This is a genomic window from Sphingomonas montanisoli, from assembly GCF_008274695.1.
GTDB lineage: Bacteria > Pseudomonadota > Alphaproteobacteria > Sphingomonadales > Sphingomonadaceae > Rhizorhabdus > Rhizorhabdus montanisoli.
Genome location: NZ_VTOU01000001.1, coordinates 63,498 through 77,312, shown reverse-complemented (window position 1 = coordinate 77,312; position 13,815 = coordinate 63,498). Strand labels below are relative to the sequence as shown.

The 13,815-nt window shown below is 63.9% G+C and carries 14 protein-coding genes and 1 tRNA gene; 7 read left to right on the top strand and 8 right to left on the bottom strand.

Going from position 1 to position 13,815, the window contains the following annotated elements; translation table 11 throughout:
• The first annotated feature begins 70 nt into the window (after positions 1–70).
• Together epsC and FYJ91_RS00395 are read left to right on the top strand one after the other, a co-directional pair.
• Positions 71–766: a serine O-acetyltransferase EpsC gene (epsC, locus tag FYJ91_RS00400; protein WP_149520315.1), complete on the top strand. Its 696-nt coding sequence runs from the start codon at positions 71–73 to the stop codon at positions 764–766.
• Positions 766–1,101, top strand: coding sequence for a DUF2794 domain-containing protein (locus FYJ91_RS00395; protein ID WP_149520314.1), 336 nt, complete (start codon positions 766–768; stop codon positions 1,099–1,101). The genes epsC and FYJ91_RS00395 overlap by 1 nt, the downstream gene beginning before the upstream one ends.
• Here the strand turns inward: FYJ91_RS00395 and FYJ91_RS00390 are convergent, their stop codons facing one another.
• From FYJ91_RS00390 to FYJ91_RS00375, 4 genes are read right to left on the bottom strand one after another with little or no spacing between them, the layout of a single operon-like run.
• Complete coding sequence (locus FYJ91_RS00390) at positions 1,102–2,937, bottom strand: acetyl/propionyl/methylcrotonyl-CoA carboxylase subunit alpha (RefSeq protein WP_149520313.1); 1,836 nt, start codon at positions 2,935–2,937, stop codon at positions 1,102–1,104. It abuts the gene before it with no gap.
• Positions 2,934–3,419, bottom strand: a complete 486-nt coding sequence (locus tag FYJ91_RS00385; protein ID WP_149520312.1) for an endonuclease domain-containing protein — start codon at positions 3,417–3,419, stop codon at positions 2,934–2,936. Before FYJ91_RS00385 ends, FYJ91_RS00390 begins: the two co-directional genes overlap by 4 nt.
• Positions 3,419–5,011, bottom strand: coding sequence for a carboxyl transferase domain-containing protein (locus FYJ91_RS00380; protein WP_149520311.1), 1,593 nt, complete (start codon positions 5,009–5,011; stop codon positions 3,419–3,421). The genes FYJ91_RS00385 and FYJ91_RS00380 overlap by 1 nt, the downstream gene beginning before the upstream one ends.
• Entirely contained in the window at positions 5,008–6,159 is a 1,152-nt protein-coding gene (locus tag FYJ91_RS00375) for an isovaleryl-CoA dehydrogenase (protein ID WP_149520310.1), read from the bottom strand. The genes FYJ91_RS00380 and FYJ91_RS00375 overlap by 4 nt, the downstream gene beginning before the upstream one ends.
• 110 nt (positions 6,160–6,269) lie before the next feature.
• Here FYJ91_RS00375 and FYJ91_RS00370 point away from each other — a divergent pair, with 110 nt between their 5' ends.
• From FYJ91_RS00370 to FYJ91_RS00360, 3 genes are all read left to right on the top strand, one after another.
• Positions 6,270–8,402, top strand: coding sequence for a M3 family metallopeptidase (locus FYJ91_RS00370; protein WP_219822544.1), 2,133 nt, complete (start codon positions 6,270–6,272; stop codon positions 8,400–8,402).
• A gap of 81 nt (positions 8,403–8,483) precedes the next feature.
• Positions 8,484–8,559: transfer RNA gene (locus FYJ91_RS00365), tRNA-Glu, on the top strand.
• Positions 8,560–8,644: 85 nt separating this feature from the next.
• Positions 8,645–8,884: a hypothetical protein gene (locus FYJ91_RS00360; protein WP_149520309.1), complete on the top strand. Its 240-nt coding sequence runs from the start codon at positions 8,645–8,647 to the stop codon at positions 8,882–8,884.
• A 12-nt stretch (positions 8,885–8,896) separates the two neighbouring features.
• On the opposite strand, the gene FYJ91_RS00355 is transcribed toward FYJ91_RS00360, so the two are convergent.
• Positions 8,897–10,453, bottom strand: a complete 1,557-nt coding sequence (locus tag FYJ91_RS00355) for an acetate--CoA ligase (protein ID WP_149520308.1) — start codon at positions 10,451–10,453, stop codon at positions 8,897–8,899.
• Positions 10,450–10,806 carry an SDR family NAD(P)-dependent oxidoreductase gene (locus FYJ91_RS00350; protein ID WP_149520307.1) on the bottom strand — a complete coding sequence of 119 codons (357 nt, stop codon included), beginning with the start codon at positions 10,804–10,806 and terminating at the stop codon, positions 10,450–10,452. The genes FYJ91_RS00355 and FYJ91_RS00350 overlap by 4 nt, the downstream gene beginning before the upstream one ends.
• A gap of 123 nt (positions 10,807–10,929) precedes the next feature.
• On the opposite strand from FYJ91_RS00350, the gene FYJ91_RS00345 reads away from it, so the two are divergent.
• Both FYJ91_RS00345 and FYJ91_RS00340 read left to right on the top strand, forming a co-directional pair.
• Positions 10,930–11,547, top strand: a complete 618-nt coding sequence (locus FYJ91_RS00345) for a hypothetical protein (protein WP_149520306.1) — start codon at positions 10,930–10,932, stop codon at positions 11,545–11,547.
• Between the two features lie 83 nt (positions 11,548–11,630).
• Positions 11,631–11,831, top strand: a complete 201-nt coding sequence (locus tag FYJ91_RS00340; RefSeq protein WP_149520305.1) for a hypothetical protein — start codon at positions 11,631–11,633, stop codon at positions 11,829–11,831.
• Between the two features lie 38 nt (positions 11,832–11,869).
• Here the strand turns inward: FYJ91_RS00340 and FYJ91_RS00335 are convergent, their stop codons facing one another.
• Positions 11,870–12,628, bottom strand: a complete 759-nt coding sequence (locus tag FYJ91_RS00335; RefSeq protein WP_149520304.1) for an SDR family NAD(P)-dependent oxidoreductase — start codon at positions 12,626–12,628, stop codon at positions 11,870–11,872.
• 10 nt (positions 12,629–12,638) lie between these two features.
• Positions 12,639–13,811, bottom strand: coding sequence for an acyl-CoA dehydrogenase family protein (locus FYJ91_RS00330; protein WP_149520303.1), 1,173 nt, complete (start codon positions 13,809–13,811; stop codon positions 12,639–12,641).
• Positions 13,812–13,815: the final 4 nt, after the last annotated feature.

Genomic DNA, 13,815 nt, shown 5'->3' with positions numbered 1-13,815 from the left:
ACCCTTTCAAGCGGCGGGCGTCGTCCCTATAATGTTCCTTCGTAAAGGGAACCGCACGAAAGACGCGCGCATGTTTGATGGCCTCATCGCCTATCTCGACTCGATCAAGGCCCGCGATCCCGCGCCGCGCTCGCGCTGGGAAATCCTGCTTTATCCCGGCGTATGGGCGCTTGGCCTCCACCGCATCGCGCACTGGCTGTTTCAGGCCGAACTCTATTTTCTCGCGCGGGTGGTGAACCATCTGGCGCGCACGCTAACCGCGATCGACATTCATCCGGGCGCGCAGATCGGCCGCAACTTCTTCATCGATCATGGTTTCGTCGTGATCGGCGAAACGTCGATCATCGGCAACGATGTCACCATCTATCAGAACGCGACGCTGGGCGGCACGAACCCGACCAATGGTGAAGGTGGCAAGCGTCACCCCACGATCGGCGACGGTGCGATCATCAGCGTCGGTTCGGTCGTCCTCGGCCCGATCACGATTGGCGAGCGCGCGCGCGTCGGCGCCAATGCGGTCGTGACCAAGGACGTCGCCGACGGCCAGGTCGTCGTCGGCATCCCCGCCAAGCCGATGCTCGTCGACGCCACCGAGTTTCAGCGCAAGTTCGTGCCCTATGGCACCCAGTGCAGCGAACGCTTCGATCCGCAGACCCAACAGCTCGAAATCCTCAAATGCGAGCTGGAGACGATGCGTGGTCGCCTTTCCCAATTGATCGAGGAACGCGACAAGGCCGAAGCCGCGAAGGACCGCGACTGCGCCTGATGGGCGTCGTCACACCGTTTCCCGGCACCGCGCAGCAGGTCGCCTTCGACCGGCACGAACTCACGCGCATCCTGGATCTTTATGGCCGGATGGTCGCGGCGGGGCATTGGCGTGACTATGCGATGGATTTCAATCGCGACATCGCCTGCTTCGCAGCGTTCCGCCGCGCGACCGAACGGCCGGAAATCCGGATCGAGAAGCGCCCTGCCCTTCACACCCGCCAAGGCATGTGGGCGCTGATCGGGGAGAATGGCGCCGTGCTGAAGCGCGGTCATGAACTCGGCCCGGTTCTGGCACCGGTCGAGCGCCGCCTGATGAAGCTGGTGGCTGAGTAACTACTCCGCCTTTTCAATCCGCGCGAGCAGCAAGCCATCGCTCACCTGCCCGCCCTCGACAACTGACAGACCCGCCACGGTCCCGTCGAACGGCGCGGTCAAGCTGTGCTCCATCTTCATCGCCTCGATCGTGACGATTTTCTGGCCCTGCTTCACCCGATCGCCATTCGCCACAGCGAGCGCGATGACCTTGCCCGGCATCGGCGAGAGGATCGCTCCATCACCATGCCCTGCCCTGCCTGCACCATCGACATGCCAGCGCGACAGCTTCCAGACCTGGCCATGCTCGGCAATCAGGATCGAGTCTGCGGGGTCGCCGCCTGCCTCGGCGTCGAACGCAATATCGATCGGCTGCCCGTCGAGCAGGAAACGGCCCTGCTCGACTGCCGTTCGATTGAGCCGGAAGCCCCCAAGCCGGCTTCCGCCCGCCACAGCCATCGCCGCGTCGGTGAGCGCATCGATCGACGGTGTGGCTGGCGGGAGCAGTGCATCGCCCTCGCGTGCAATCAACCCGGTATCAATATTGCCGTCGACAAAATCAGGGTGTTCCAACGCCGTCACCAGAAAACCCGCATTGGTGCGCACTGGCCAGATCGCGCTATGGTCGAGCGCCGCGGCGAGCGTTGTGCGAGCTTCCTCGCGATCCTCACCCCAGGCGATCATCTTGGCTACCATCGGGTCATAGTGCGGGGAGACTACGCCGCCCTCCTCCACACCGCTATCGATCCGCACGCCATCGCCAAGTTCGAAAACGTCGAGCGCGCCGATCGACGGCAGGAAGCCTTTGGCCGGATCCTCGGCATACAATCGGGCTTCCATGGCCCAACCGTCGATCTCCAACTCGTCCTGCTCGAGCGGCAAGATTTCACCCGATGCAACCAGCAACTGCCACTCGACCAGATCCTGCCCGGTAATCTCCTCGGTCACCGGATGCTCGACCTGAAGGCGGGTGTTCATCTCCATGAACCATATGCGGTCGGCGCGCAGCCCTTCGGAGGCGTCGGCGATGAACTCGATCGTCCCCGCCCCGACATAGTCGACCGCGCGCGCCGCCTTGACCGCCGCCTCGCAGATCGCCGCGCGGGTCGCATCATCCATGCCCGGCGCCGGCGCTTCCTCGATCACCTTCTGATGGCGACGCTGAAGCGAACAGTCGCGCTCGAACAGGTGGACGATATTGCCATGTGTGTCGCCGAACACCTGCACCTCGATATGGCGCGGGGTCAGGATATATTTCTCCAGCAGCACCCGATCGTCGCCGAACGAAGCCGCGGCCTCGCGCCGGCATGATGCCAGCGCCTCGGCGAAATCCGCCGCGGCATCGACGCGCCGCATCCCCTTGCCGCCGCCGCCAGCAACCGCCTTGATCAGCACCGGATAGCCAATCGCATCCGCCTCGGCCTGTAGCCGCGCTTCGGACTGGTCGTCGCCCAGATAGCCGGGCGTGGTCGGCACACCGGCCTCCTGCATCAGCCGCTTCGCCGCGTCCTTGAGGCCCATCGCGCGGATGCTCTTGGGGTCGGGGCCGACCCAGATCAGCCCCGCCGCGATCACAGCCTCTGCAAAGTCGGCATTCTCGCTGAGGAAACCATAGCCTGGATGAATCGCCTCCGCGCCTGTCGCCTTGGCTGCAGCAATGATCTTTTCGCCGACCAGATAACTTTCGCGGGCCGGAGCCGGCCCGATATGCACCGCCTCGTCCGCTTCTCGCACATGGAGCGCCCCGGCATCGGCATCCGAATAGACCGCAACCGTCGCGATCCCCATCTCTCGCGCCGTGCGGATGATCCGGCAGGCGATTTCACCGCGATTGGCGATCAGGAGTTTGTTGATCATGGCTTCTCACCAAATACCTCCCCGGCACGGGGAGGGGGACCATCCGAAGGATGGTGGAGGGGTTGGCCCGCCTTGCAGGCTTCGACGATAGCTCGAACAACCGCGTCGAGATCATTCAACACATCACGCGCCGGAATGCGAAGTGTCCGGAAGCCCGATTGAGCAAGCCGACTATCGCGAATTTCATCACGCTGTGGCCTGTCGCCGCGACCGTGCACTTCACCGTCAATCTCGATCGCCAATCGTGCGGACAGGCAAGCAAAGTCCAAGCTGTAGGGGCCAATCGGATGCTGTTTGCGAAACTTAAAGCCACCGGGGCGTGTTCTCAACGCTCTCCACAACACAACTTCAGGCAAATTGCCGCTTCGCCGTTCGCGGCGCGCCAGCTCGATCGTTTTGCGCGTGGTGGCGAAAACCCCTCCACCACGCTTCGCGCGGTCCCCCTCCCCGTTCCGGGGAGGTATCGGAGCATCGCCCTCCATCACATCCTGAACACGCCGAAGCGCGCGCTCTCGGGGATCGGGGCGTTCAGCGTGGCGGCGAAGGCGAGGCCGAGCACGTCGCGGGTCTGGGTGGGGTCGATAATACCGTCGTCCCACAGATGCGATGTCGCATAATAGGGATTCCCCTCATCCTCATATTTCTGGCGGATCGGGTTCTTGAAGGCTTCGGCCTCCTTCGCGCTCCAGCGATCGGCATCGCGATGGACAGTCGCGAGGACCGAGGCCGCCTGCTCGCCACCCATCACGCTGATCCGCGCATTGGGCCAGGTGAACAGGAAACGCGGCGAATAGGCCCGTCCGCACATACCGTAATTGCCGGCACCGAAGCTGCCGCCGATCAGCACGGTGATCTTGGGCACCTGCGCGGTCGCGACCGCCGTGACCAGCTTCGCGCCGTGCTTGGCGATCCCCTCGGCCTCGTATTTTCCGCCGACCATGAAGCCCGAAATGTTCTGGAGAAACAGCAAGGGCACGCGCCGCTGGCAGGCGAGTTCGATGAAGTGCGCGCCCTTCACCGCGCTCTCGCTGAACAGCACGCCATTATTCGCGAGGATCGCGACCGGCATGCCCCAGATATGCGCGAAGCCGCAGACCAACGTGGTGCCGTAGAGCGCCTTGAACTCGTGAAACTCCGAACCGTCGACGATGCGCGCGATCACCTCGCGCACGTCATAGGGTGCGCGAACATCGTCCGGGACGACCCCGTAAAGCTGCTCGGGGGGAAATAACGGCGCGCGCGGTTCGCACATCGCGATGTCGGGCGTGCGATCGAGCGGGATCGTGGCCACAATATCGCGCACGATCGACAGCGCATGTTCGTCATTGTCGGCGACATGATCGACCACGCCGGACTTGCGCCCGTGCAGGTCGCCACCGCCCAGATCCTCGGCCGAAATCACCTCGCCCGTCGCGGCCTTCACCAGCGGCGGGCCGGCGAGAAAGATCGTGCCCTGATTGCGCACGATCACCGTCTCGTCCGACATGGCCGGCACATAGGCGCCGCCCGCAGTACAGCTTCCCATCACGCAGGCGATCTGGGGAATGCCCTTTGCGGACATGTTCGCCTGGTTAAAGAAGATGCGGCCGAAATGCTCGCGGTCGGGGAACACCTCCGCCTGATGCGGCAGGTTCGCGCCGCCCGAGTCGACCAGATAGATGCACGGCAGGCGGTTAGCCTCGGCAATCTCCTGCGCGCGGAGATGCTTCTTCACCGTCATCGGATAATAGGTGCCGCCCTTAACGGTCGCGTCGTTACACGCGATCATCACTTGCCGGCCCGAAACCCGGCCGATCCCGGCGATGATGCCGGCACCCGGCACCTCGTTTCCATAAAGGCCGTTCGCCGCGAGTTGCCCGACTTCGAGGAAAGGCGAGCCCGGATCGAGCAGCCGCTCCACCCGATCGCGCGGAAGCAGCTTGCCGCGCGACGCATGCCGCTCGCGGGACTTCGCACTGCCACCCAGCGCCGCATTGGCGACCCGCGCGCGCAGATCGTCTGCCAGCCCGCGATTATGCGCCGCGCGGGCGACGAACTCGGGCGAGGCCGGATCGAGCGAGGTGCCGAGGATCATGCGCCGATCAACTCCCGCCCGATCAGCATCCGCCGGATCTCGTTGGTGCCAGCCCCGATGTCGAGCAGCTTGGCGTCCCGCATGAAGCGCTCGACCGGCCAGTCCTTCGTATAGCCGGCACCGCCCAGGGCCTGCACCGCGTCCAGCGAAGTCTTCATTGCATTTTCGCTGGCCAGCAGGATCGCACCCGCCGCGTCGAAGCGCGTCGTCCTGCCCGCGTCGCACGCTTTGGCGACCGCATAGACATAGGCCCGCGCCGAATTGAGCGCGACATACATGTCGGCGATCTTGGCCTGCATCAGCTGGAACGCGCCGATCGGCTTGCCGAACTGCTTACGATCGCGAACGTAGGGAAGAACCACGTCGAGGCACGCCTGCATGATGCCGAGCTGGATGCCCGACAGCACCGTCCGCTCATAGTCGAGCCCCGACATCAGGATGCCGACCCCACCATTGAGCGGCCCCATGACATTCTCTTCCGGCACCTCGCAATCGTCGAAGACGAGCTCTGCGGTCGGCGATCCGCGCATGCCCATCTTGTCGATCTTCTGCCCGATCGAGAAACCCTTGAAGTCCTTTTCGATCAGGAACGTGCTGATCCCCTTCGATCCCTCGCCGGTCTTGGCATAGACGACCAGGACGTCGGCATAGGTCGCGTTGGTGATCCAGAATTTCGTGCCGTTCAGGACGTAGTGATCGCCCTTCTTCTCGGCCTTGAGCTTCATCGAGACGACGTCGGACCCCGCCCCCGCCTCGGACATGGCGAGGCTGCCGACATGTTCGCCCGAAATAAGCTTGGGCAGATAGCGCGCCTTCTGTTCTGGACTCGCCCACCGCCGGATCTGATTGACGCAAAGGTTCGAGTGCGCGCCATAACTCAACCCGATCGAGGCGGAGGCGCGGGCCACCTCCTCCTGCGCAACGACATGCTCGAGATAGCCGAGGCCCAGGCCCCCATCGGCTTCGTCCACCGTGATCCCGTGGAGGCCGAGCGCGCCCATTGCGGGCCACAGATCGCGCGGAAACCAGTCCTCGGCGTCGATCTTCGCCGCGATCGGCGCGATCCGGTCGGTCGCGAAGCGTTCGGTCGTTTCGCGGATCATATCCGCGGTCTCGCCGAGGCCGAAGTCGAACGTTGCGGCGGTCATGGCATCCTCATGTTATTTTGTGCCAATCTAACGGTGTGAGTTCGGGCTGGCAAAGCCGGGCGACGCGAATATGCTGAAACGCAACAGAAGCATTTCGTGAGAACCTCCCCATGAACAAATCGATCCTGACCGCAGGCGCTGCGGCAATGATGGTGACATTGATGACCTCGACGAATCTCCAGGCGGCCCCTGCGGTCGCGACGACAGCCGCGAATCCCCTGCTTGCCGAGTGGACCGGCCCCAACGGCGGCGTGCCCGCGTTCGACAAGGCGAAGGTCGCCGATTTTAAGCCGGCGATCGAAGCCGGGATCGACTCGCAACTCAAGGAAATCGACGCGATCGCGAACAATGCCGCCGCGCCGACCTTCGACAATGTCTTCGTGCCGCTGGAAAAGGCCGGGCGGCCGCTCAGCCGCGCGCTCGCGGTGTTCTTCATCTACTCGTCCAACCTCTCGAGCCCCGAATTCCAGAAGGTCGAAGAGGAGCTCATGCCCAAGCTGGCGGCGGCGCAGGACAAGCTGATCCAGAATGCCAAGCTCTTTGCGCGCATCGACGCGGTCTATAATTCGCCCGCCAAAGCGAAGCTGACGGCCGAACAGCAGCGCCTAGTCTGGAAATATTGGACCGACTTCGCACAGGCCGGCGCCAAGCTGAGCGAGGCCGACAAGGCTACCCTGTCGACCTATAACCAGAAGCTCGCCGGCCTCTACACCAAGTTCGCGCAGAACCAGCTTGCGGACGAGGAGAATTACGCCCTCGTCCTCGACAGCAAGGATCAGTTGAAGGGGCTGACAACCGAACAGATCGATGCCGCCGCCGCCGATGCGACCGCGCACAAGCTGCCCGGCAAGTGGCGTATCGCCAACACGCGTTCGGCGATGGAACCGTTCATCACCTATTCCACCGATCGCGCTCTGCGCGAAAAGGGCTGGCGCATGTGGATCAGCCGCGGGGACAACGGCAATGCGAACGACAACAACGCCACCGTCGTCGAAATCCTGAAAGTCCGCGCCCAGAAGGCGAAACTGCTCGGCTATCCCACCTATGCGCACTGGCATCTGGCCGACACGATGGCCAAGACGCCCGACAATGCGATGAACCTGCTGATGCGCGCGTGGAAGCCGGCGGTCGCGCAGGTTCATGCCGACGTCGCGGAGATGCAGAAGATCGCGAGCGTCGACAAGCTGACGATCGAGCCGTGGGATTATCGTTTCTACGCGGAGAAGCTGCGCAAGGCGAAGTATGACCTCGATCTGGGTGAGGTGAAGCCCTACCTCCAGCTCGATCACGTCCGCGAGGCGATGTTCATGGCTGCGGGCAAGCTTTACGGCTACAGCTTCACCAAGGTCGACGGCCTGCCCGTCTATCATCCCGACGTCAGCGTCTATGAGGTGAAGGACAAGGCCGGAAAGCATGTCGGCTATTGGTATTTCGATCCGCTCGCGCGTGCCGGCAAGCAATCGGGCGCGTGGATGAATGCGTATCGCGAACAGTCGCGCATCGATGCGGACATTCCGACGATCGTATCGAACAACTCGAATTTCATCCCCGGCAGCGCGGGCCAGCCCACGACGATTTCGTGGGACGACGCCGAAACGATGTTCCATGAATTCGGTCACGCGCTGCACGGCCTCAGCGCGAACACCACCTATCCTTCGCTGTCGGGCACGAACACCGCGCGCGACTTCGTGGAGTTCCCCAGCCAGGTGAACGAGAACTGGTTCTCAACGCCCGAGGTGCAGGCGATGTTGGTCAACGCGAAGGGCGAGCCGATCCCGGCCGACCTGCTCGCCAAGATCAAGCGTGCCAAGACGTTCAACCAGGGCTTCAGCGTTGTCGAGACGCAGGCGAGCGCGATCGTCGACATGAAGCTGCATCTGGCAGGCGGCGTGCCGATCGACCCCAAGGCGTTCGAAAAGGCGACCCTGACCGAGATCGGCATGCCCAAGGAAATCGTGATGCGGCATCGCATCCCGCAATTCGGCCACATCTTCGCCGGTGAAGGCTATGCTGCCGGCTATTACGGCTATCTGTGGGCCGAAGTGCTGGCGACCGACGCCTATGAAGCGTTCGGGGAAGCAGGCAGCCCCTATGATCCCGGCACCGCCAAAAGATTCCACGACACAATCCTGTCGGTCGGCAACACGGTCGATCCGGCGCAGGCATTCCGTAATTTCCGGGGCCGCGATCCGAAGGTCGCCGCCTGGCTGCGGCATGAGGGCTTCCCCGTCACCGAGGAATAAAAACACGTTCTGGGCAGCTAAGGCGTCGGGGAGGGTTGACCCCCCGGCGCCTCTCCCTTAAGCGGCCCGTCACCGATCGACGGCCCCATCGTCTAGCGGTCTAGGACGTCGCCCTTTCACGGCGAAAACACGGGTTCGAGTCCCGTTGGGGTCACCACGGTTCAGGCTTCCGACAGGCTGGATCCTTTCATCGTGCCACGCGGCACCGCCCATCCCCGCATCGGTCAACAGGGAACGGCTTCATGATCAAACGCACCATCATCCTGACGACGACGCTGATGTTGGCCGGCTGCGATCGCGCGCCGCCGCCGGCTCCGCAGGCGAAGATCGGCCGCTATCAGGTCGTGATCGGGGAAGGCCCTTACGAGCCGAGCCTCTATGTCCTAGACAGCGTCACCGGCATGATGCGGATGTGCAAGAAGGTCGTGGGCAAGAACAGCCGCGACCTCGAATGCGGCAAGCCCGTCAGCGCCAGGCCCTAGAGTACGACAACCTTAGCACTCGCTCTCGCGCACCAAAAGCTCGCGCAGCACATTACGCTGGATCTTGCCGGTCAGCGTCTTGGGCAGTTCGCCCACGAAGCGTACACTGCGCGGGTATTTGTAAGGCGCGGTCGCGCCGCGCACGAAGGCCTGCAGGTCGGACGCGAGCGACGGTCCTGCTTCGCCGCGCGCCACCACGAAGGCAACGACGATCTCGCCGCGCTGTTCGTCCGGCCCGCCGACCACCGCCACCTCGGCGACCGCCGGGTGGGCCAGCAGAACATCCTCGATCTCGCTCGGCCCGATTCGATAGCCCGACGAGTTGATCACGTCGTCGGTGCGCCCCTGATGATAGATGAAGCCGTCTTCATCCTGTGAACCGCGATCGCCGGTGACGAACCATCGCCCGTCCGGCCCCTCGGCATAGCAATCGGCGGTGCGTTCCGCATCCTTCCAGTAACCGAGCATGATCTGCGGATTGGGCGCGCGGATCGCGATGTCGCCGATTTCGCCGCGCGGCAGTTCGCGCCCGCCCGCGATGATGCGGACGTCGTTATAGGCCATCGGCCGTCCCGCCGAACCGCGCCGATAGGGCTGATCGGGCGGGTAGCAGATCGAGATCAACGTTTCGGTCTGGCCATAGCCTTCGGCGATCGCATGGCCGGTCGCGTGCCGCCAACGCTCAACGATGACCGGGCTGAGCGACTCCCCCGCCGATGTCGTGCGGCGCAGCCGCGACAGATCGTGCGCGGCCATATCGTTATCGACCACGCGCAGCAGCTCGGTCGCCGGCGCGCAGTAAATGCTGACCCCGTAGCGCGACAGCTGCCGCAGCCTTTCGGCCGCATCGAACGGCCCATCGTAGAAGAAGGCGCACGCCCCAACACTCCACGGTCCCACCAGGATCGCGGTACCCGCCATGCTCCAGCCCGTATCCGCCGTCGCCCAGATCAGGTCATCGCGCCGCAGGTCGAGCCAGTCGGTCGCCGACTGTCGCCACACATAGGTCGCGCGGGCGGCATGCAGGACACCCTTGGGCTGACCCGTGGACCCGCTGGTAAAATAGAGGATGGCGGGATCCTCGGCCGCCATCCGCACCGGTTCGAACCCAATATCGCCCGCATCGACCAGCGCATCGAACGACAGCCAGTCGACCGCCTCGCCTACGCTGACCCGCACCGCCACCTCCAGACCCGTAAATTTGTCGATCTGCTCGGCGCGCGCGATAGCCACCTTGGCCTCCGCGCACACGACGCGATAGGCTATGTCCTTGCCCGTCAGCATCTCAATGCAGGGGATCGGGATAGCGCCCAGCTTGAAACAGGCGACCATCGCTATCTGCCATTCGGGGATACGCGGCAGCATCACGATCACCCGATCGCCCTTCGCCACGCCCTGCCGCGCCAGCGAAGATGCCAGCTTCGCCGACAGTCGCGCGATATCCGAATAAGCGAAGCGACGCTCCTCACCCGCGGCATTGGCCCAGATCAACGCGGGCCCATCGGCGGTGCGCGCGATATGATCGATCACGTCCCCGCCGAAATTGAAGGTCGGCGGATAGAGGCTCATGACGCCGTATCGCCCGCGTCGACACGCAGCGACCTGGTCAGCGGCTCCAGCCCGCCCTTCGCGGCGTTGAACGCCGCTGATCTGGCGAACCCGACATGCCCCGCGACCGAACTGATCCCGATGATCGATGCCCGGCCCCGCTCCAGCATCGGCGCACCGAACAACTGGCAGCAGTGAAAAACCGCGCTGAGGTTGACGTCGATGATAGCGCGCCACTCGCTCGTCGGCACTTTCTCGGCGCTGCGGTACGAGGGCTTGATCCCGGCATTGTTTATCAAAGTATCAACCGGCCCCCGTCCGCCGCCGGTGACGACCACCGTCTCGCCGCTGAAATCGTAGCGAACCGCGCCCATCGATCATCCCTCCATGGGGATATCGCGTTCCCCTTCATCACAAGTGTTCAGGAGTGAAATCGGCCTGTCAACGCACGCGGCGCTTGGCTAGGGTGATCTTATCGAGGGCGAGAACAGGAAATCATGATGTTCCGGACGAAGCTGATCCCCGCAGTCGCACTGGCGCTTGCGACCATCCCGGCCGTTGCTGGCGCCGCCTGCGTCGATGCGATCCCCACCGGTTTCGTGTGCCGTGGCAACGATGTCCTCGTCCACGAAGCCAGCGGCACCGCATTTCCCAAGCAGCTCGCCGGCTTCACTCGCTTCTACGAGCAACCGATCGACCTGACCGGGCATGACGTCACCATCGCCTATGGCCGCGATCTGAAAGGCACGGCCATCGTCGCGCGCGTGGCGCTGATCCATATCGAGGCGATGACGCCTAAGGAACATTATCTCGGTATGAAATCGCTGATCGGCCAGTATTTCGGCGCGCTCAAGTTCAGCGATCTCAAGCCCTCCGGCGAAGGTCCGTTCGATCCGCCCGGGATGAAGCCGGGGTCGGGCTATCAGGGGCGCTTTTCTGCCGTCGCCGATGGCGTGCCCTACGAACTCAGCCTGTCGACCGTGAGCTTCGGATATTGGAGCGCCCGCCTGACGGCCGCCTATCCGACCGACGGTGCTGCCACGACGCGCGCGTCGATCCTGGAACTCGCCCGCAAGCTCGAGCGGACCGGACCTGCCAAGGCCGCGAAGAAATAGAAAACGAACGGACCCGCAACGAGGTTGGCACGTTTTGGCTCATCGGCGGGCAACGACCCGTCGAAAGAGGCAGGAGTTTCCTCATGAAGACCATCGTGATGCTGACCGCGCTCGCCTTCGCGACGACCGGAATTGCCGCTCAGGCGCAGGACGCTGCTCCGGCCGCGCCCGCGCTTCCGACCTGCTCGAAGACCGTCACCGACAAATGCGTCAACCGCACGGTCCATCATCGCAAGGTGATCAAGAAGACGACCAAGATCACGAAGACCCACAAGCAGGGTTGATCGGTTAGGGGTCGGTGCTTCGCCGGCCCCGTCTCCGCTTACGGTCGCATCGACGATCCACCATCGACGCTAATGATCTGGCCGTTGATGAAGCCGCCTTCGTCCGACATGATCAGCGCGGACATCGCCGCGATATCGGTCGATACGCCAAGCCGCGGGCTATGCACCCGGCTCATCGCCCAGGGCACAAGGCCTGCCGACGCCTTCGCCTTCAACTGATCGTGCAATACCACGCCCGGCGCGATCGCGTTCGATCGGATACCATCCTTGCCCCAGCGGCTGGCGATGTGGCGGGTCAGTGCGTGGATCGCCGATTTGGCCATCGAATATGCGACGCGGGTCGGATCGCCTGCGTGCGCCGCACCCGAACTGGTGAACAGCAACGATCCACCACCCCGGCGCAGCAACGCCGGCACGGCGTGACGGGCACAGCGCATATGCCCGCCCGCATTGCCCATCAGCATGTGATCGAACAAAGCCAGATCGATCTCGACGACGTCGAAGTCATCCTTGGCGAAGACGGCCGCGTTGACATGGACACCGTCGATCCCGCCATAGCGCGCTTCGGCCGCCGCGATGAACGCCGCCGCGCTGGCATCGTCGGTCATGTCGACCGCCGCGCCGGTCGCCTCACCACCCTCGGCCTTGATCTGTTCGGCCACCGCTTGCGCCGCCGCAAGATCGAGGTCGCCGACGAAAACCGTCGCGCCTTCTTCTGCATAGCGCAGCGACGTGATACCGCCGATACCGCCCGCACCGCCGATGATCGCGATCACCTTGCTCGTCAGCTTGCCCATCGCTCTCTCCTCAATAGCTTTTCTTCTGCCCCAGCTCTCGCTCTGCAACGTAGCTGAAGATCATCTCGCGGCTGACCGGCGCGATGCGCGCGATCATCGACTCGCGGAAATAGCGTTCGACATGGAATTCGCGGGCATAGCCCATGCCGCCATGCGTGAGGACGGCCGTTTCGCACGCGTGGAAGCCCGCCTCGGCGCCCAGATATTTGGCGGCGTTGGCAAAGGATCCGCATTCCTGGTCGGCATCGAACAGGCGAGCGGCCTGGAACGCCATCAGATTGGCGGCCTCCAGTTCCATCCAGCTTTTCGCCAGCGGATGCTGGATACCCTGATTCTGCCCGATCGGTCGGCCGAAGACGGTCCGGTCACGCGCATAGTCCGATGCCTTGCGCAGCGCCGCACGCCCCAGCCCCACGGATTCCGCCGCGAACAGCACGCGTTCCGGGTTGAGGCCGTGCAGGAGGTAGCGGAAACCCTTGCCGACTTCGCCGACCAGATCCTCGTCGGGCACGTCGAGATCGTCGATAAAGACCGCGTTGGTATCGACCGCGTTGCGCCCCATCTTGGGAATCCGCCGCACGTCGACTTTTGAACGATCGAGATCGGTGTAGAACAGCGACAACCCCTCGGTCGGCTTTGCGCATTCCTCCTTGGGCGTGGTGCGGACGATGATCAGGATCTTGGTCGCGGTCTGCGCGCCGCTGGTCCACATCTTGCGCCCGTTGATCCGCCATCCGCCGCCGGGCTTCTTCGTCGCGAAGGTCTTCAGGCTGGTCGTGTCTAGCCCGCTATCGGGCTCGGTCACGCCGAAGCAAACCCGGTCCTCCCCCGCAAGTACGCGCGGCAAGTGGCGCGCGCGCTGCTCGTCGGTGCCGAACCGGATCAGCGGCATCAGGCCGAAGATGTTGAGGTGGATCGCCGATGCACCGGTGAAGCCCGCCCCGCTCTCGGTCACCGCCTGCATCATCGCCGCGGCCTCGCCCAGCCCCAGCCCCGCGCCACCCACCGACTGCGGCATCGCGATGCCCAGCCAACCGCCATCGGCCATCGCCTTCACAAACTCTTCGGGAAAGCGCTTCGCCTCGTCGCAGTCATGCCAATAGGCATCGTCGAAATCGGCCAGCACCTTCTGCACGGCACTCCGGATCTCCGCCTGTTCGGGCGTCAGGATATGATCGGACAAAATG